This is a genomic window from Pseudomonas sp. PONIH3, assembly GCF_002934345.1.
Taxonomy (GTDB): Bacteria; Pseudomonadota; Gammaproteobacteria; order Pseudomonadales; family Pseudomonadaceae; genus Aquipseudomonas; species Aquipseudomonas soli.
Genome location: NZ_CP026386.1, coordinates 930648 through 949130, shown reverse-complemented (window position 1 = coordinate 949130; position 18483 = coordinate 930648). Strand labels below are relative to the sequence as shown.

Below are 18483 nucleotides of genomic sequence, written 5' to 3'. Positions count from 1 at the left end.
GACATACCGCGATGGACAGGCTCTGCGGCTGCCTGGCGCTACCAGCTTTGTGAATGAGGCTGCGGCCCAGGCAGCGTCGGAAACAATGGCAACACCTCCTCGGCCAGCTCCTGGATGATCTCCTGTGCTGGACGCCTGGCCATCTGCAGTCCCAGCGCGGCGTGGTTCACCCCGGCCTCGCGCCATTCCTCCAGCAGTTCGACCAGCCCATGGCGCCCTGTGCGCAGCACGTAACCGCCCTGCAGGGGCGTTCGGGGAAAGTGTGGGTCGTCGTCCAGGTCGATCCATTCATTGATCATGTGCGGGCGGAAACCGCCACCCGGTATCGCTTCACGCCAGGCGTGGACCTTTGCCGCCAGGCGCAGCGGCCCGTGCCTGTCGTGGGTGGCGTGCGGGTAGGTGAGCCAAAAGCTCGAGTGTCCGCCAGTGCAAGCGTTCATCGTTTGGCTGGGAAGGGAGCTTGTCGGAGACCAGAGTGCAGGGGACTCGTTTTGATAGGTGCGCAAAACCCCACCACTCACCTTATTGCCTGTCCGGAGCGACAACATATTTAGGTAACACATGTTTCGTAAATTCACGCTTTTGGTGCAGGCGTAGTCCCAACAACGTGCACTGATGAGTTTTCAAGTATCACATATCAATCGTTATAAAAATGATAACTAAATGATAAATATGTAGAAAACACTTGTTACGAAATTGGCATGTGGTTTGCTCAAGGCTTTCTGCCCGGGTACGCGCCCGGGGTGTCGAACTGACCCTGTCGTCCCCACTCCTGGCATCAGGAATGACCGGCGGCAGCTCAAAGCCTATGAGGACCTTCCAATGAAAGACGTGATTCAGCACCTTTATGGCGGCCATGCCTGCTGCGCAGTAGCCCGGCCGTTGGTGGTGGCGCTCGCGGCCCTGGCCGTCTTCGGCTCGGCCCAGGCTGCCGGGACTGACGCCGGGCAGTTGGGCGGCAAGCTGACCCCCTTGGGCGGCGAGGTGGCGGCCAACGCAGACGGCTCGATCCCGGCCTGGGTGGTCCCCGGCAAACAGGACTCGGGATGGAGCTATGGCCAGGTACGCGGCCAGCACTGGAAGTTCAAGGACGACAAGCCGTTGTTCAGCATCGACGCCGGCAATGTGGCGCAACATGCCCAGCAACTGTCGCCCGGCCAGCTCGAGCTGTTCAAGAAGATCCCGGGTTATCGCATGGACGTCTACCCGACGCGGCGCAGCTGCGGCGCGCCGGACTTCGTGGTCGACAACACGCGCAAGAACGTCGGCTTCGCCACTCTCGACCGCGAAGGCCTGGCGTTGCAAGAGGCCCATGTTCCCGGCATTCCGTTCCCTCTGCCCACGACGGGGGCCGAGGTCATGTGGAACATGAAGATGCGCTACCGCGGGGTCGGCTTCGACATGTCCAAGACGGTCTCCGGATTGTCGCCGCGCGAGGCGGGCGGAAGCTGGCTGCGCACTTCCACCGACTGGTTCATGTATACCCCTTGGGGGCAGAAGGGCAGTGCGCTGTTCTCCTCGTTCGACCGCCTGGAAGTGGCCACCTACTTCAACTACTACGAGCCGGCCGCCCTGGCGGGCCAGGCGGGGGTGGTCACCACCAAGGCCGGGGAGCAGGCCAGCACCTTCTACTACTTCCCCGGGCAGCGACGGGTACGGCGCATGCCGTCGTACTCCTACGATGCACCGCAGATCGGCCTGGACAACCAGTACACCATCGACGAGTCGAACATCTTCTTCGGCCCCATGGATCGCTTCGACTGGAAGCTGGTCGGCAAGCAGGAGCTGCTGGTGCCGTACAACGCGTTCGGTGCCTATGACGGTTCGGCGCGCATCGAGGATGTCGCGCAGCAGAGCGCCATCGCGCCCCAGGCACGCCGCTACGAGCTGCACCGGGTCTGGGTGGTGGAGGCCAACGTGCGCCAAGGCATGCGTCACCAGGCGCCCAAGCGGGTGTTCTACATCGACGAGGACAGCTGGAACGGCCTGATGGCGGTCGACTACGACAAACAGGGGCAGATCTGGAAGGTTCGCGAGGGCTACACCATCCCGGTCTACGAGACCGGCACCTGCGACATGGAGGCCCAGGCCCAGTACAACCTGGTCGATGGCCGCTATCTCTACGACATGACCTCCATCGGCGTTGGCAATAAGGATCATCGCTGGCTCACCGAGGATGCCGGTAACCCGCGCCTGAAGCGCGATTTCTACACCTCCGACAACCTGCGGGCCATCAGCGAACGTTGAACCTTCACCTCTAGAGCGCCGTCATGAAAAAAACAATCACAAAAGTTTCAGGCCTTGCTATTGCGTGCATGACCCCCTTGGCAATGGGGTTCACCTTTGAAACCGAATCCGTCAGGGGGGCTTTCGACTCGACGATTTCCTATGGCATGGGCGTACGCACCGAGTCCCGGGGTTGCAACCTGATCAATCAGGGGGCGACGGGCCATCACCCTCCTGCGGGGTGCTTGGCCCAGACTTCAGGTATCGGCGACCAGGGCGATCTCAACTACGACAAGGGCGACCTGTTCACCCACTACCTGAAGGGCACTCACGAGCTGCTGCTCAAGATGCCCGAGGATTTCACCTTCATGGCCCGGGGCAGCTGGATTCGCGACTTCGCCGCCAGCGACACGACGGGTGCGCTGTCCTTCAACACACCGGCGGACGTGGGTAGCGACGGCCTGACCCGTTCGGCACGTGATGACCTCGAGTTCAAGGCGCGCCTGCTCGACCTGTGGGTGAGCAAGGGCTTCGACGTGGGCGATCAGCGCGTACGCGCCCGGCTGGGCAACCAGGTGATCAACTGGGGCGAAAGCCTGTTCGTGCAGGGTGGTATCAACAACACCAACGCCTACGATGTGCAGGCCTTGTCGCGCCCGGGCGTGCAGCTCAAGGAAGCCGTGCTGCCGGCGCCGATGCTCAGCGTCGCCTCTGGGCTGGGGGCCGGGATCAACGTCGAGGCCTATTACCAGTTCGCCTGGAACAAGAGCGAACTGCCGCCGGTGGGCAGCTACTGGTCGTACACCACCGCGCTCGGCAAGGGCATGAAGTCGTACGGTTTCGACGACAAGAACGCCCGCGACAGCGGCCAGTGGGGGCTTTCGCTGCGCTGGCAGCCCCAGGACAGCGACCTCAACGTGGGCGTGTACGTGATGCGCTACCACGACAAGCTGCCTTCGCTGACCACTCGGTTGCTTGATCCGGACACCTTCGCCGTGTCGCAGAACTGGGTCTATCCCGAAGACCGGATGATGTATGGCATCAGTGCCAACCTGCCGCTCGGCGACTGGGCGGTGGGCACCGAGCTGTCCTACCGACCGAAGGATGCCGTTGCCCTGAACCCGGTGCTCGACCTGTGCGCGAACAACGGGGGCAAGTGCTGGAAGGACGAGAAGAAGTTCCAGTGGCACCTCACCGGGCTGTACAGCATGACGCCCTCCAACTCGCCGCGGCTGCTGGACCTGACAGGGGCAAGCACCGGCACCCTGCTGACCGAGCTGGTGGTCATCAAGTACCCGGGGCTGCACGACAGCTACGACGGCGAGGTGATCGCCGCCGGGGCCAACACCTGGCAGCTAGACCCGACCAGCACACCCAAGGCCCACGGCGACAAGACTTCTTCGGGGATCAACCTGGACTTCAGCCTGACCTACGACGGCACCCTGCTGCCCGGTTGGCAGGTGACCCCGGGCATCTTCTATGCGCGCTCGCTGGGCGGGCGCACGCCCAACCTGGCGGCAACCTTCACCGAAGACGCCAGCAGCCTGAACCTGTACCTCAACTTCGTGCGCAACCCCGCCAGTTGGCAGCTGTCGTTCAACTATGCCAAGTTCATGGGGGGCGACACGGCCTACGACCAACTGCTGCGTGACCGCGACTATGTCGGCGTGGTTCTGTCGCGCACTCTGTGAGGCCTGCCGTGAACATGTCTATCGATGTATCGAAGCAATCGCTGCGCGGCGTCCTGCCGCGCATCGAGGCCGGTCTGTTCGGGCACCGGCGTGTGGTGCTGCTTATCCTGGCCTTGTTCACCACGGTGATGGCCTGGTTCGCGGTGCATTTGCGCATGGATGCCGGGTTCGAGAAACAGCTGCCGATCGGCCACGAGTACGTGGAAACCTTCAGGCAGTATCGTGGCGACTTGCTCGGTGCGAACCGTCTGACCCTGGTGGTCAGGGCCCGCGAAGGCAGTATCTGGAGCGAGGCGGGCCTGCGTCGTCTGTACGATGTGACCCAGGCGGTGACGTTCCTGCCAGGCATCTCTCGCAGCAGCGTGCGCTCGCTGTGGACGCCCAACGCGTTCGTCAACGAGATCACCGAGGAGGGGTTTCGGGCCGACCCGCTGGTACCCGGGACGGTGACGCCCGAGCGGTTGGACAGCGCCACCATCGCCCGGATCGCCGACTCCACCGCCCAGGGCGGCTTCATCGGTACCCTGGTTTCCCGTGACCAGCGCAGCGCGATGATTACCGCCGAACTCAACGAGCGTGACGCCAAGGGCGAGCGCCTGGATTACGTGGCCTATAACCGGGTGCTGGAGGAGCAGATCCGCCAACGGTTCGAGGATGCGCAGTTCGAGGTGCAGATCATCGGCTTCGCCAAGCAGATTGGCGATATCGCCGATGGCGCGGCGGCGGTGCTGGAGTTCTGCCTGCTGGCCCTGTTGCTGACTGCGGTGGCGGTGTACTGGTACTGCCATTCGCTGCGCTTCACCTTGCTGGCGCTGGGCTGTTCGCTGACATCGCTGGTCTGGCAGTTTGGCAGCTTGCGCCTGTTGGGCTACGGACTAGACCCACTGGCGGTTTTGGTGCCGTTCCTGGTGTTCGCCATCGGTGTCTCCCACGGGGTGCAGCAGATCAACTACATCGTCCGCGAGATCGCCGCCGGCAGCACGGTCGCGGTGGCGGCGCGCTCGAGCTTCCGCGGGTTGCTGGTGCCGGGCACCTTGGCGTTGGTGACGGCCTTCGTGTCGTTCATCACCTTGTTGCTGATCCCCATCCCCATGGTGCGCGAGCTGGCGATCACCGCGGCGCTCGGTGTGGCCTTCAAGATCGTCACCAACCTGGTCATGTTGCCGCTGGTGGCCTCGATGCTGAAGGTCGATGGCCGTTACGCGGCCCGCGAGGAGTCCGCCCGCGAGCGTCGCGCCGCACGCCTGGCGTGGCTGGCCGCGCTGGCCGAATGGCGCAATGCGCGCTGGGTCATGCTGGTGGCCTTGCTGGTGTTCGCCACGGCCGTCTGGCAGAGCCACGACCGCGTGGTTGGTTCGCTGCAGGCCGGGGCACCGGAGCTGCGCGAAGACGCGCGCTTCAACCGCGATGCGCTGGCCATCGCCAGCCACTACGACATCGGCCTCGACTGGCTCAGCGTGGTCTTCGAAGTGCAGCCCGGGCGGCTGGGTGACGCAGGTGGCAACGCCTGCGAGGACGTCGAGCTTGGGCAATACCAGGACCGCTTCGCGTGGGCGATGGAAGGGGTGCCGGGGGTGCTGTCGGTGGCGTCGTTCTCCTCGGCCATGCGTCAGTTCAACGAAGGCTACAACGAGGGCAACCCGAAGATGAGCGCGGTGCCGATCGATGCGATGAACTATTCGTCGTTGGCCGCTGAAGTGGCACGCAGCCCAGGCCTGATGCGCAACGATTGCAGCATGACCGCGGTGCACCTGTACCTGGCGGACCACAAGGCCACCACCATCGGCCGGGTGATCGAGGCGGCCAAGACGTTTCGCGCCGAGCAGCCGTTGCCCGGCGTTGCCGTACGCCTGGCTGCCGGCAATGCCGGGGTGATCGCCGCCATCAACGAGGAGGTGGAGAAGAGTGAGACGCCGATGCTGCTCTATGTCTATGCCGCCATCGCCTTGCTGGTGCTGGTGGTGTATCGCGACTGGCGCGCCGTGCTGGTGTGCTGCTTGCCGTTGACCATCGGCACCTTCATTGGCTACTGGTTCATGAAGACGCTGCAGATAGGCCTGACCATCGCCACGCTGCCGGTGATGGTGCTCGCGGTAGGTATCGGGGTGGATTACGCCTTCTACATCTACAACCGCATCCAGCTGCACCAGGCCGATGGCCAGCCGGTGGGGGTCGCGGTGGCGCTGTCGCTGCGCGAGGTGGGCATGGCGACCATCTTCACTGCAATCACCCTGGCGGTCGGCGTGGCCACCTGGGCGTTTTCCGCGCTCAAGTTCCAGGCGGACATGGGCAAGCTGCTGGCCTTCATGTTCATGGTCAACATGGTGATGGCCATGACCGTATTGCCGGCGTTCGCGGTCTGGCTGGAACGGATCTTCCCACGCAAGCGCCCGGTGCGCAGGATCGGCGCGCTGGCGCATTGAGGAGAGCGGTATGGGATATCTGAAAACACTGTTGGGCGTCACCCTGGCGACCGCCTCCTGTTTGGCAAGCGCCCTCGAAGCGGTGCCGGCGGCACCTGTCGCGCACGCTACCCAGGCCATGTTGCTGGGGGCGGCCTGGGCGCAGAAGCGGGTGGTCGCGGTGGGCGATCACGGCGTCGTGCTGCTCTCCGATGACAGCGGGCGCAACTATCACCAGGCCCGCTCCGTACCGGTCTCCAGCAGCCTGACCGGCGTCAGTTTCGCCGATGCCAGGCATGGCTGGGCGGTGGGCCATTGGGGGGCGATTCTTGCCAGCGACGATGGCGGCGAGCATTGGCAGCTCCAGCGCCTGACCCCTGACCAGGACAGGCCGCTGTTCGCCGTGCATTTCTTCGACAACCTGCGGGGCGTGGCGGTGGGGCTGTGGTCGCTGGTGCTGACCACCGACGATGGCGGGGCGACCTGGACCGAGCGCAACTTGCCGGCACCTGCGGGCGCCGGCCGCGCGGACCTCAACCTGATGAGCCTGTTCGTCGATGATCGTCATCACAGGCTCTATGCCACGGCCGAACGCGGGCAGCTGTTGCGCTCCGACGACCGAGGGCAGACCTGGCGATACCTGGACACCGGCTACGACGGCACGCTCTGGACGGGCGCTGTGTTGCCCGATGGCGGGCTGCTGGTGGGTGGGCAGCGTGGCACCTTGTTGCGCGGGACGCCTGACGGCGCGTCGTGGCAGCGCATTGCGCTGGACAGTCGCAGTTCGATCACCTCGATCGTGGTGGACGGCCAGCAAGTGGTCGCGGTGGGGCTCGATGGCCTGCAGGCGCGCAGCGAGGATGTTGGGCGCACGTTCACGCTGTCACGCCGCAAGGACGGCGTGTCGCTGACCGCCGCGCTGGCCGGTGGCGAGGATGGGCCGTTGCTGTTTTCCCGGCGTGGACCGGGGAAAGCTTTGCCCTGAAGTGTGTGCCGCCTGTGGCATCAAGCGGCACAAGCGCATCGTCCTGAACCTGTGCACACCCCTGGCGATCCTGGGCAAGGATGCTCTTTATTAAAATACATAACACTAGTTGCGTTAAATCAATCAGCGCAGTAGAGTCGAAAAAACACAACAACAAGCCGCAGGAGGATCGTCATGTGTGCCAGCCGCTTCTCGAGCGCCTGCCGCACAGCGGTTTTACCGCTGCCTGGAGAGCGTGCATGAATACTTTCAGCGATACATCGCAGCCCAACCCCGGTTCACAGCGGTTCCGCCTGCTGGGCGGCTGGGTCGAGCGCCCGGACGATCTGCAGCCAGCGCTGGAGGGCGATGTCAGTGCCGATGTGGTCATCATCGGCGCCGGTTTCGCCGGCCTGTCCACGGCACTGGAGCTGACTGCGCTGGGTGCCAGCGTGGTGGTCCTGGAACAGGATTTTGCAGGCTTCGGCGCCAGTGGCCGCAACGCTGGATACCTGGCCGGCAGCATGGGCGTGGAGTTCGAGCTGTTCCACAAACGGGTGGGCGTGGAGCAGGCGCGGAAAATAGTCGCGTTCTACGATGAAGGTGTCAGCTACGTGGAACGGCGCCTGGGTGAACTGGCCATCGACTGCGACTACAACCCCTCCGGCATCATCCGCGCCGCGGTGCACCCGTCCCAGGAGAAGAAGCTGCGCCATGGCATGGCACTGGGGCAGCAGTTGGGCTCTGTCACGCGCTTCGTCGAACCCGATGAAATGCGCGCCCGCGGGATCCCGCCAGCGTTCCTGTTCGGCTGCACGCAGCACGGCGGCACGCTCGATCCCGGCAAGTACGTCATGGGGCTGCGCCGCGCCGCCCTGCGGGCCGGGGTGCGACTGTTCGAGCAGACCCGGCTGTTGTCCTATCAGGAAGGCGCAACCGTCATCTGCCGCAGCGAACGCGGCAGTGCCAGCGCGCCATTCATGGTTTTGGCCACCAATGCCTACACGCCGCAGTTGGGGCTGCTACGCGACAAGGTGGTGCCGCTGCGGGTTTCGGCGATCGAGACCGCGCCGTTGTCCAAGGCGCAGCTACAGACCCTGGGATGGCAGGGCAGAGAAGGGATCGTCACCCCGCACTGGACTATGGAGAGTCATCGCCTGACGGCGCGTGACACCTTGTTGGTCACCACCAAGCAACTTGGCTATGCCTACGGCTCGGCCACGCCCAACCAGCCGGATGTGTCCGCCTACAAAGCCTTGCAGCAGGCTTTGGGCGAACGTTTCCCAACGCTTCGTGGCACCCCCATCCATGCTTGCTGGAGCGGTTATATCAGCCTGGCCTACGACGCCTTACCCGTGGTCGGCGCCACAGGTGCCCGCGACAACATTCTCTATAGCGCCGGTTGTTCCGGCCATGGCGTCGGTACCCAGTCGCTAATTGGCCACCTATTGGCCGAACGCATCGGCGGTATCGAGCACCCGCTGCTGGCGGCGCTACGCCACAAGACACCTTCGACCCTGCCCGAACCGCTGCAGTGGTGCGCCATGCAGGCCGCTCTGGCGGGTGTGAACGTGCTCGACCGCCAACTGAACCGCAAAGCCCGGGCCTTCCAGGCCCAGTAACTTTCTCTACTGCGCAGGCCAGCCCGCCTGAGGCCGGCCCGCGCTCGCAACCTTGGAGCACGCATGAACAGCAATTCCAACGAGGCCGTCCGAGTGACGGCCTGGGCTGCGATCCTGGGCGGTCTGTTTGCCTACCTGAACGTCGGCTTCATGCTGATGGTGACGCACGGCGACATGACGGTGACCCTGGATGGCGCGCAAATGCTGAGTTTGCCGGAGCAGCTGCGGCAGTACTTCAGGCTGTCGATGTTCGCCGACCTGCTGGGTTTCTACCTGCCGTTGCTGGTGATCGGCGGCTACCTCTGGCGGGCGTTCCGTGACCAGGCCGGCGCATTGGGTGACGTGGCCGCCCTGGCCATTGCCACGTACGTGGTCCTGGGCGTGGTGGGCGCCGGCTTGCAACTGTCGGTGCTCAATACCCTCGCGGCTCTTCACCAGAGCGGCTCACCGGCGGTGCAGGCCGCCGCCGAAGTCACCTGGACCAGCATTGCGGTGGGCAGCCAACGCGGGCTGTGGTGGTGCGAGGGGCCGGTCGTGCTGTTCTGGGGGATGGTGGTCGGCAGCCAGTTGAAGCATGCGGGATGGGGGGCTTCGATCCTGTTGCCGCTGAAGATCGTCGGCTGGTGCTTCGGCCTGTACTTCATCGCGGGGTTTTTCCCGCAGCTCGATGCCCTGACCAATGTCCTGCTGGTCATCGTGGTGCTGATCTTCCCGTTCTGGATGATGCTGTTCGGCGTGCAGTTGCGCCGACGCTCGCTGCGCCTTGCGCTTGGCGCGTGACCCGCAGGTTCGCCAGCCGTACCACGCGCTGCCCGAAGGCGCGTGCTCAAACTACAACCGTGCGAGGTATGCGAAATGGCTGAAAAGCCCCCCTCCAATTCATTCGATCTCAAGCGTCGGCAATTGCTGAAGTTCGCCGGCGCCACGGCGGCCGTCGGTGGCCTGGGCCTGCACGCGTTGCCGGCAAGCGCCGCCGAAGGCACGGCCCGCGTTCGCGACAGCGATGATGGCGTGCTCGACGTCGCGATCATCGGTGCCGGCATGGCAGGGCTGACCGCCGCACGCGACCTGCACAACGCAGGCTGCCAGTCATTCGTGGTGCTGGAGGCACGCAATCGTGTCGGCGGCCGGGTGCTGAACCATGACCTGGGCGGGGGCCAGATCTCCGAAGCCGGCGGCCAGTGGATCGGGCCTGGGCAAACTGCGGTGGCCGACCTGGCGCGTGAGCTCCAGATAGATACTTTCCCGACCTACTACCAGGGCAAGACCGTAGTGCTTGGCGGGGAAGGGCGGCTCGAGGTTGACCTGCACGGCACCTTCGGCACGGACGAGCGCATCGGCGCCAAGCTCAGCGAACTGTCCAAGGTCGTGCCCTCTGGCGCCCCCTGGACTTCGTCAAGGGTTGCGGAGCTGGACAAACTCTCGGTGGGCGAGTGGCTGGCCCGGCAAGGCATCAAGCCTGAAGATCGATCGGGGTGGGACACCAGTCTGACCCTCACCGGTGGCGTGCCACCGGCCAGGATGGGGTTGTTGCATTTCCTGTCGATGATCAACTCGGCGAGTTGCGACTACATGAAGCTCGACTCGATCAAGGACAGTGCGCAGGGCACACGTTTCGTCGGCGGCTCGCAGCTGTTGTGCACACGCATGGCCGAGGCGCTGGGTGACAAGCTACGCCTGGCCTGCCCGGTGCGCGAGATCGCCGACTGGGACCGCGAGGTGGTGAGGCTGGTCACCGACCAGGGCGAGGTCCGCGCACGCCGGGTCATCGTGGCGATCCATCCTGCGCTGTGCAACCAGGTACGCTTCCAGCCCGCACTGCCCGAAGGCCGGGCCGCGCTGCAACGTGCCTGGCCCGCCCACAGCCCGGCACGCAAGACCGCCATGGTCTACAAGCGGCCGTTCTGGCGCGACAAGGGGCTCAATGGCCACACCGTAGAGGTGAAGGGGCAGGTGCTGTGGGCGTGGGACAACTCGCCGCCCAATGGCGAAATCGGCGTAATCAACGCTTTTATCGTCAACGCCATGGTGCCGTCCGAACCTGCCGCGGCTCAGCGTGTGCTGGCGCAAATCTACGCACGATCCCTGGGTGACGAAGCGCTGAACCCAATCGGCTATCACGACCATGACTGGGGGCAGGCCGACCCCTGGAGCATTACCTGCGTATCGGCAATCCCACCCGGCTTCTGGAGCCAGCATGGGGAGTCCTTGCGTCCGGCATGCGGCAACCTGATCTGGTCGGGGACCGAAACCGCCGAAATCTGGGCGGGCTACATGGATGGCGCGGTGCGTTCGGGTCATCAGGGCGCGCTGCAGGCGCTCGCTTCGCTGCGTCAGGCTTGAGGGGCGGTCATGAAAAAGAAACTGTTGTTGGTTACCGGTGTAGTGCTGGTGGTACTGCTGGCGCTGTTCGGGCGCGACCTGCTTGGGCTGTACCGGCTGCAGGACTATCTCGACACCACCACCCAGGCCTACGAGGCAGAGGGACCCTGGCCACAGACGGCGGATGCCTGCCTGGCGTGCCATGGCAAACAAGGCAGCTCCCTGCACCAACGTTATCCGAGCCTGGCGGGACAACCCGCGGACTACTTGAAGACACAGCTGCACACCTTTGCCAGTGGCCAGCGCATGAACCCGAACATGCAGCCGCTGGCCATGAGCCTGACTGAAAAACAGATCTTCGAACTGAGCGATTACTACGCGCGTCAGCCGGCGCTCGACAACCATGGGTTCGACCCCGACCCGGCCCTGCGCGCGCAAGGCGGCAAGCTGGCGGCGGCGGGCGCTTGCATGGCCTGCCATGGCGAGCATCTGCTGGGGCAGGGGCCATTCCCCCGCTTGGCGGGGCAGGGCGCCGACTACCTCCTGGCACAACTGGATGCCTTTGCCGAGGGGCGGCGGACCGATCCGAGCGGTTCGATGCAGGCGATCAGCGCAACCTTGTCACCAGCGGATCGCAAGGCGCTCGCCCATTACCTCGCCTCGCTCGCCACTGCGCCGAAATGACGTTCCGATTTCTATAACAAGAGAATTTCGCTATGGAAACCAAAGATGTTTTCGCCTTGCTCACCTGTGTGCTCTTGATCGCGTCCGGGGGTATCTACGGAATCAAGTTTCTACGCAAGGGCAATTTCCTACTGGGGTTGGAGTGGTTGATCGTCGCGTTTTCCGGCAGCAACCTGTTGATCTTCCTGCTGACCCAATCGCAGATCTCCTATGGCATCTCGTTCTTCTGCGATGCGTTCTCCCGAGGCTTCGGCATCCCCATCGTCACGGTGCTCGGCCTGATGGCGGTGACCCACAACTACAAGCCATCGAAGCTCAAGGACGCGGTGATCTTCGCGATCACCTTCGCCAGCACGCTGGTCATGATCAAGAGCGACTTCATGGCCAAGCCATTGCCTTACTTCTATGTCGTCATGTGGTTCGCCTATTCGGCTTACCTGGCGTATTTCATCGCCAGGCTGGCCCGCGCGGGTGAGCGCCTGCATGCGCTGGGCGTGACCGTCGCGGCGATATCGGGATTGGTCGTGGCGTGCATCTACGACTTCTACCCGATCCCAGGCGACGATACCAAGGCGATCTTCCTGTCCATCGCCCTGGTCACCTGGTCGTACATGCTGATCCAGCTGTACTACGCCTTCTTCGCCCTGGAGCGCGCCAAGGGCTGCGCGCGCTGATGCAGCCGTTCGCGGGCTCTGCGCAGCCTTGCAATCCACCCCGGAGTACATCCCATGTCCATTGAACAAGTCGCGCCGGCGGTCGAGCGCATGCGCGAGGTATTTGTCCTCCAGCGCCAGGCGTTTGCCGAAGCACGTTATCCCTCGTACCTATCACGTCGAGCCAACCTTCAAGCGCTCAAGGCGCTGGTACTGGAGCACGCAGATGCGATCGCGGCGGCCATTTCCAGCGACTTCGGCCACCGCTCCGTACACGAGACCAAACTGCTGGACGTCTTTGGCCTGGTCAGCGAAATCAATCATGCGATCAAAAGCCTGAAACGCTGGATGAAACCGCGCCAGCGCGGAGTCGGTCTCTGGTTCCAGCCCGGGCGTGCGGCCGTGCTCGCCCAGCCGCTCGGCGTGATCGGCATTGCCGCGCCCTGGAACTACCCCCTCTACCTGACCTTGGGGCCGCTGTGCGGCGCCCTGGCCGCCGGCAACCGCGCCATGATCAAGGTCGCCAGCGATTCGAGCCACTTCGGGCGGCTGCTGGCCGAGCTGCTGGGCAGGCGCTTTGCCGAGGACCTGGTGGCGGTCATCCAGCCAGGTCCCGGTATCAACGACGGCTTCTCGCGTTTGCCGTTCGATCATCTGATCTTCACCGGCTCGCCCGCGGTAGGCCGGCAGGTCATGCGCAACTGCAGCGAGAACCTCACCCCCGTGACCCTCGAACTCGGTGGCAAGTCCCCGACACTGGTGGCCCCCGATTACCCCTTGCGCAAAGCAGCCGACACCATCCTCTGGGGCAAGTGCCTCAATGCCGGGCAGACCTGCGTCGCCCCGGACTATCTGTTCCTGCCAGCCGGCAGCGAAGAGGCGTTCATCGAGCATGCGAGTGCGGCGGTCAGCCGTCATTACCCGGTACCGCTGGCCGACAACCCCGACTACACCTGCATGATCAACCCGCGCCAGATGGCACGGGTCGAAGCCCTGCTGGCCGATGCCCGCGACAAGGGCGCGCGGGTCGTCGCCCTGGCCGACGCCGAAGGCGCCCGCCGGGTCGGCAAGCTGGCGCCGCACCTGGTGTTCGACGTGCGCGACGACATGCTCATCATGCAGGAGGAGATCTTCGGGCCGGTGCTGCCGGTGCTCGGTTATCGCCGGCTGGAAGAGGCGGTGGACTACATCAACGCCCACGAACGGCCGCTGGCCTTGTACCTGTTCGATGAGGACCAGGGGCGTGTCGAGACGCTGTTGCGGCAGACGATCTCCGGCGGCGTCTCGGTCAACAGCGTGATGCTGCACGTGCTCCAGGAGAACCTGCCATTCGGTGGCGTTGGCCACTCGGGGCTGGGCCACTATCACGCCGAAGAGGGTTTCCAGACATTCAGCAAGATGCGGCCGATCTTCTATCAAGCCAAACGCAACGGCAGCTTCCTGCTCAAACCGCCTTACGGTCGCCTCACCCAGGCGCTGCTGCGTCTGATGCTGCGCTGAGGCTCGGTGTGCTGGGCGGGCATGACGAAGTCGCTCCGCGTTGACGCTGCTCCCATGCTCGTCATGCCCTTTTTGGCGCCCTTCGGGGCGCCTTTTTTTTCCACGGTGCTGCCTCAGGGGTAGGCTGGTGGAGCTTTCACGCAGGACGCCACCGCCGGATTGCTCGTTGGGCGGTGGCGACGTGGGGCCTGAACGATATCAGCCCTGGGCGACCCACTCGGCGCCGCGCTCGCCGATCATGATCGCGGCGGCATTGGTGTTGCCGCCGACCAGCGTTGGCATGATCGAGGCGTCGATCACACGCAGGCCATCGATGCCGTGAACCCGCAGCTGGCTGTCGACCACGGCCATGTCGTCCTGGCCCATCTTGCAGGTACCGACCGGGTGGTAGATGGTGTCGGTGCGTTTGCGCAGGATCTCGACCAGCTGTTCATCGCTGTGCAGGCCGGCGCTGTAGAAGTCGCGCAGGCCGAAGCTGGCCATCGGTGTCTGGGCGATGATCTCGCGGGTCATGCGGTACCCCTTGAGCAGGGTCTCGACGTCGTCGTCGTGGTCCAGCAGGTTCGGGTCGATGCGCGGGGCGACACGCGAGTCCGGTGAAGCCAGGCCCACGCTGCCGATGCTCTTGGGGCGCAACACGCAGACGTGACAGCTGAAGCCGTGGCCCCAGTGCAGCTTACGGTTGTGGTCATCGACCGTGCCGATCACCGAGTGCAGCTGGATATCCGGTCGAGCGAGGGTCGCGTCGGTCTTCAGGAATGCACCGGCTTCGGCGCAGTTGCTGGACAAAGGGCCGCGACGGTGGCGCAGGTAATCATAGGTCGCCTTGCCCATCTTCAGGCTGCCCGCCAGGGACACGCCAAGCAGCGAGGTATCGCTGCTCTTGTAGCACAGCACCACATCGGGGTGATCGCGCAGGTTCTGGCCCACCCCCGGCAGCTCATGCCTGACGGCGATACCCTGGGGTTCGAGCTCGGCTCGCGGGCCGATCCCCGAGAGCATCAGCAGATGCGGGCTGCCGAAGGACCCTGCGGCCAGCAGCACTTCCTTGCGCGCCTTCAGGTGTACCCGAGTTCCCTTGATCAGCGCCTGCACGCCAGTGGCGCGTTCGCCCTGGAGCACGATGCTTTCGACATGGGTGTTGGTCAGCACCGTGAGGTTACGGCGCTGGCGCACCGGTTTCAGGAATGCGGTGGCCGTGCTCCAGCGCCGGCCATCGCGGATGGTCACGTCGTAATAGCCGACACCCTCTTGCCGGGCACCGTTGAAGTCTTCGTTGAAAACGTGTCCTGCACGCAGGGCCGACTCGACGAAGGCTTCGGTGACGACATGGCGATGCGCGGGGCCGACGTAAAGCTCGCCTTCGCCGCCGTGGTAGTCGTTGTCACCGCCATGGTGCATCTCGCTCTTGCGAAAGTAGGGCAGCACATCGTCGAACGACCAGCCTTCGTTACCCAGCGCGTGCCAGTCGTTGTAATCGTCGTGATGGCCGCGGATGTAGATCATGCCATTGATCGAGCTGCTGCCGCCCAGCACCTTGCCGCGAGGCTGGTAGCCATGGCGACCGCCCAGGCCTCGCTGCGCAGTGGTCTTGAACGCCCAGTTGACATGCCGTGTCGGCAGGATCGCGGCCATGCCGACGGGGGTGTGGATCAGCGGCGAGCGGTCTTCCGGGCCCGCTTCGATCAGGCCCACGGTGACGCCGGGGTCGGCGCTCAGGCGATTGGCAAGGACGCAGCCGGCGGAGCCTGCGCCTACGATCAGGTAGTCGAATTCCATCTTGTTGTTCTCGAGTGGGTGGCAAGGTAGAGGAGGCGAGCGGGCGGGCTAGCCGTCCCAGGCGGTGTACTGGTTGACGAAACGGGTAATGTTGCGTTGCGCCGCCTGGGCCTGAGGCAGGGCGGCGATCATCTGGAACACATGGGGCAGGCGCTTCCAGATCTCCAGGTGAACCGGCACGCCGGCCGCCGAGGCCTTGGCGGCGGCGCGCACCGAGTCATCCAGCAACATCTCGGTGCTGCCTACCTGGAACAGCAGCGGCGGCAGGCCATCGAAGCGGCCGAACAGCGGCGATACTGCCGGCTGCCCGTGGGATTCGGCCGGGGCATAGAAGCCGCGAATGCCGATGGCGAAGGCCGGGGTGAAGATCGGATCATGGCGCGCATTGTCCAAGGCACTCGCGCCGCTGAGGGTGAAGTCGAGAAACGGCGAGAGCAGCACGGCGCAGCTCGGCAGCGGAGTGTCTTCGTCCCGTAGCCGTTGCAGCAGCGCAAGCGCCAGGTTGCCACCGGCGGAGTCGCCGGCGACGACGATGTCGCTGGCCTTGAAGCCCTGTCCCTGCAACCAGCGGTAGGCGTCGAGCGCTTCGTGAAGCGCGGTTGGGAATGGGTGCTCGGGGGCCAGGCGGTAGTCCAGCATCAGTGCCCGGGTCTTCAGTGGCCGGCACCAGCTCGCGACCATCGCGGCGTAGACCTGCGGGGTGTAGGCAACGAAGGCGCCGCCATGGATGTACAGCAATACCCGTTCAGGCCGGCAATGGGCCGGCGTCAGCCATTGGGCGGCGACGCCATTGCAGTTCACGTCGGCGCGGTGTACATCGGTCGGGAATGTCTTGGGCGCCTGGCCATCGAGCCGTTCGAACTGCCGGCGCAGCTTGCCGATGTCGATGCGCAGGCCATGGCTGGACTTCACCAGCAGGCGCAAGGCCAGGTTGAGCAGGCGGTTCTTCCAGCGGCCCTCGGCTGGGTCGATTTCGCGGGTATGAAGCTGCGCGTTCATGACACCACCTCGTGCTGGCTGGGGGTAGGCCAGTGGTAATCGTGCAACTGTTCGCGCAGCAGCACCTTGCTGACCTTGCCGGTTGCGGTGTGCGGCAATGCCTCGATGAACACCACATCGTCGGGGTAACAGAACCGCGCGACCTTGCCGGCGTAATGGGCCAGCAACGCTTCGCGGCTCACGGCCTGGCCGGGTTTGAGCACCACAACCAGCAATGGGCGCTCGTCCCACTTCGGGTGGGCGATACCCAGCACGGCGGCTTCGGCGACCGCAGGGTGGGCCATGGCGATGTTTTCCAGGTCGATCGAGCTGATCCACTCGCCACCGGACTTGATCACATCCTTGGCGCGGTCGGTGATCTGCATGAAGCCGTCAGGGTCGAGGGTGGCGACATCCCCGGTGGGGAACCAGCCATCGACCAACGGGCTGGCCTCGATGCCGAAGTACCGCTCGATCACCCAGTGGCCACGCACCAGCAAGGCGCCTGTGGTCTTGCCGTCACGCAGCAGCTCGTTGCCATGCTCGTCCACGATTTTCAGGTCCGTGCCGAAAGGCGGTCGCCCCTGCTTTACGCCGATGGCGAAGCGAGCTTCGTCTTCCAGGTCGAGGTGCGAGGCCTTGGGCGTGTTCACCGTGCCCATCGGCGACAGCTCGGTCATGCCCCAGGCGTGTTGCAGGCAGATGCCGAACTCCTCTTGGTAACTGCGCATCATCGCCGGTGGGCAGGCGGCGCCACCGACGATCATGCGGCGCAAGCGGGGAAGGCGGCTCCCGTATTGGCGCATATGCTGCTGCAGGCTCAGCCACACGGTGGGCACGCCAGCGGAGAAAGTGACGCGCTCGCGCTCGAAGAGTGCGAACAGGCTCTCGCCGTCCAGGCAGGCGCCTGGAAACACCAGCTTGGCGCCCACCAGTGGTGCGGAATAGGGCAAGCCCCAGGCGTTGACGTGGAACATGGGGACCACCGGGGCGACGACCTCGCAGGCAGACAATGCCAGCGCGTCCGGAAGGGCGCTGGCCAGTGCATGCAGCAAAGTAGCGCGATGTGAATAGAGCACCCCTTTGGGGTTGCCGGTGGTTCCCGAGGTGTAGCACAGCGCCGCCGCCGTATGCTCATCCAGCACGGGCCAGGCGAAGTCCGCCGACTCCGCCTCCAGGAGCTGTTCGTAGCACAGCAGGTTGGCGATCTGCATGGCTGGCATGTGCGCAAGGTCGGTCATAGCCACCCAGTGCCTGACGCCCGGGCAATCCGCTGCGATGGCCTCGACCAGCGCAGCGAAGCCAAGGTCGAAGCACACGACCTCGTCCTTGGCGTCATTGATGATCCAGGCCACCTGTTCGGGGAACAGCCGGGGGTTGATGGTATGGGTGATCGCGCCGGTGCCCGATATTGCGTAGTAAAGCTCGAAATGCCGGTAGCCATTCCAGGCCAGGGTGCCCACGCGACTGCCGGGCCCGGTGCCGAGGCGTAACAGCGCGTGGGCGGCCTGCCTGGCCCGTCGGTGCGCGTCGGCATAGGTATAGCGATGAACGGGACCTTCAAGGGTGCAGGAGACTATTTCCGTATCGCCGTGATAGCGCTCGGCATGTTCGAGCAGCGAAGGGGTGGTCAGCGGCAGCGTCATCATTTGGCCTTGCATC

Annotated in this window: 13 protein-coding genes and 1 pseudogene; 10 read left to right on the top strand and 4 right to left on the bottom strand. The window is 64.6% G+C overall.

Annotation, left to right across the window (positions count from 1 at the left end; genetic code table 11):
• Window positions 1-38: 38 nt before the first annotated feature.
• Window positions 39-407, bottom strand: a pseudogene (locus C3F42_RS04175) (LLM class flavin-dependent oxidoreductase); the annotation flags it as partial.
• Between the two features lie 415 nt (window positions 408-822).
• Here C3F42_RS04175 and C3F42_RS04170 point away from each other — a divergent pair.
• The 10 genes from C3F42_RS04170 to C3F42_RS04125 all read left to right on the top strand — a co-directional run bounded on the left by C3F42_RS04170 (window position 823) and on the right by C3F42_RS04125 (window position 14064).
• Entirely contained in the window at window positions 823-2247 is a 1425-nt protein-coding gene (locus C3F42_RS04170; RefSeq protein ID WP_094011113.1) for a DUF1329 domain-containing protein, read from the top strand.
• An 83-nt stretch (window positions 2248-2330) separates the two neighbouring features.
• Window positions 2331-3917: a DUF1302 domain-containing protein gene (locus tag C3F42_RS04165; RefSeq protein ID WP_094011114.1), complete on the top strand. Its 1587-nt coding sequence runs from the start codon at window positions 2331-2333 to the stop codon at window positions 3915-3917.
• A 14-nt stretch (window positions 3918-3931) separates the two neighbouring features.
• Window positions 3932-6340 (top strand): RND family transporter, encoded by a 2409-nt coding sequence (locus C3F42_RS04160; RefSeq protein WP_177182905.1) that lies wholly within the window; start codon window positions 3932-3934, stop codon window positions 6338-6340.
• Between the two features lie 10 nt (window positions 6341-6350).
• Window positions 6351-7304, top strand: a complete 954-nt coding sequence (locus C3F42_RS04155) for a YCF48-related protein (protein ID WP_104444021.1) — start codon at window positions 6351-6353, stop codon at window positions 7302-7304.
• Window positions 7305-7543: 239 nt separating this feature from the next.
• Window positions 7544-8905 carry an FAD-binding oxidoreductase gene (locus C3F42_RS04150; protein ID WP_094011117.1) on the top strand — a complete coding sequence of 454 codons (1362 nt, stop codon included), beginning with the start codon at window positions 7544-7546 and terminating at the stop codon, window positions 8903-8905.
• Window positions 8906-8968: 63 nt separating this feature from the next.
• On the top strand, window positions 8969-9685 hold the full coding sequence (locus C3F42_RS04145; protein WP_104444020.1) for a hypothetical protein: 717 nt from the start codon (window positions 8969-8971) through the stop codon (window positions 9683-9685).
• Window positions 9686-9760: 75 nt separating this feature from the next.
• Window positions 9761-11248, top strand: a complete 1488-nt coding sequence (locus C3F42_RS04140; protein ID WP_104444019.1) for an FAD-dependent oxidoreductase — start codon at window positions 9761-9763, stop codon at window positions 11246-11248.
• A 9-nt stretch (window positions 11249-11257) separates the two neighbouring features.
• Window positions 11258-11911, top strand: a complete 654-nt coding sequence (locus C3F42_RS04135; protein WP_094011120.1) for a c-type cytochrome — start codon at window positions 11258-11260, stop codon at window positions 11909-11911.
• A 32-nt stretch (window positions 11912-11943) separates the two neighbouring features.
• Window positions 11944-12585: a hypothetical protein gene (locus C3F42_RS04130; protein WP_094011121.1), complete on the top strand. Its 642-nt coding sequence runs from the start codon at window positions 11944-11946 to the stop codon at window positions 12583-12585.
• 54 nt (window positions 12586-12639) lie between these two features.
• Window positions 12640-14064 (top strand): coniferyl aldehyde dehydrogenase, encoded by a 1425-nt coding sequence (locus C3F42_RS04125; RefSeq protein ID WP_094011122.1) that lies wholly within the window; start codon window positions 12640-12642, stop codon window positions 14062-14064.
• 198 nt (window positions 14065-14262) lie between these two features.
• On the opposite strand, the gene C3F42_RS04120 is transcribed toward C3F42_RS04125, so the two are convergent.
• The 3 genes from C3F42_RS04120 to C3F42_RS04110 are packed head-to-tail and all read right to left on the bottom strand — an operon-like array spanning window position 14263 to window position 18482.
• The gene (locus tag C3F42_RS04120; RefSeq protein ID WP_094011123.1) at window positions 14263-15843 is read right to left on the bottom strand and encodes a GMC family oxidoreductase; all 1581 of its coding nucleotides are present in this window, start codon (window positions 15841-15843) and stop codon (window positions 14263-14265) included.
• Between the two features lie 48 nt (window positions 15844-15891).
• Window positions 15892-16842 (bottom strand): alpha/beta hydrolase, encoded by a 951-nt coding sequence (locus tag C3F42_RS04115; RefSeq protein ID WP_094011124.1) that lies wholly within the window; start codon window positions 16840-16842, stop codon window positions 15892-15894.
• A complete protein-coding gene (locus C3F42_RS04110; RefSeq protein ID WP_201755098.1) occupies window positions 16839-18482 on the bottom strand; it encodes a 3-(methylthio)propionyl-CoA ligase in 1644 nt (547 codons plus the stop codon). Before C3F42_RS04110 ends, C3F42_RS04115 begins: the two co-directional genes overlap by 4 nt.
• Between the last annotated feature and the right edge of the window lies 1 nt (window position 18483).

What these genes read in the sequence shown, in the direction of transcription:
- C3F42_RS04170 (WP_094011113.1), top strand. Translation starts at nt 823, where the DNA reads ATGAAAGACGTGATTCAGCACCTTTATGGCGGCCATGCCTGCTGCGCA.
- C3F42_RS04165 (WP_094011114.1), top strand. Translation starts at nt 2,331, where the DNA reads ATGGGGTTCACCTTTGAAACCGAATCCGTCAGGGGGGCTTTCGACTCG.
- C3F42_RS04160 (WP_177182905.1), top strand. Translation starts at nt 3,932, where the DNA reads ATGTCTATCGATGTATCGAAGCAATCGCTGCGCGGCGTCCTGCCGCGC.
- C3F42_RS04155 (WP_104444021.1), top strand. Translation starts at nt 6,351, where the DNA reads ATGGGATATCTGAAAACACTGTTGGGCGTCACCCTGGCGACCGCCTCC.
- C3F42_RS04150 (WP_094011117.1), top strand. Translation starts at nt 7,544, where the DNA reads ATGAATACTTTCAGCGATACATCGCAGCCCAACCCCGGTTCACAGCGG.
- C3F42_RS04145 (WP_104444020.1), top strand. Translation starts at nt 8,969, where the DNA reads ATGAACAGCAATTCCAACGAGGCCGTCCGAGTGACGGCCTGGGCTGCG.
- C3F42_RS04140 (WP_104444019.1), top strand. Translation starts at nt 9,761, where the DNA reads ATGGCTGAAAAGCCCCCCTCCAATTCATTCGATCTCAAGCGTCGGCAA.
- C3F42_RS04135 (WP_094011120.1), top strand. Translation starts at nt 11,258, where the DNA reads ATGAAAAAGAAACTGTTGTTGGTTACCGGTGTAGTGCTGGTGGTACTG.
- C3F42_RS04130 (WP_094011121.1), top strand. Translation starts at nt 11,944, where the DNA reads ATGGAAACCAAAGATGTTTTCGCCTTGCTCACCTGTGTGCTCTTGATC.
- C3F42_RS04125 (WP_094011122.1), top strand. Translation starts at nt 12,640, where the DNA reads ATGTCCATTGAACAAGTCGCGCCGGCGGTCGAGCGCATGCGCGAGGTA.
- C3F42_RS04120 (WP_094011123.1), bottom strand. Translation starts at nt 15,843, where the DNA reads ATGGAATTCGACTACCTGATCGTAGGCGCAGGCTCCGCCGGCTGCGTC.
- C3F42_RS04115 (WP_094011124.1), bottom strand. Translation starts at nt 16,842, where the DNA reads ATGAACGCGCAGCTTCATACCCGCGAAATCGACCCAGCCGAGGGCCGC.
- C3F42_RS04110 (WP_201755098.1), bottom strand. Translation starts at nt 18,482, where the DNA reads ATGCAAGGCCAAATGATGACGCTGCCGCTGACCACCCCTTCGCTGCTC.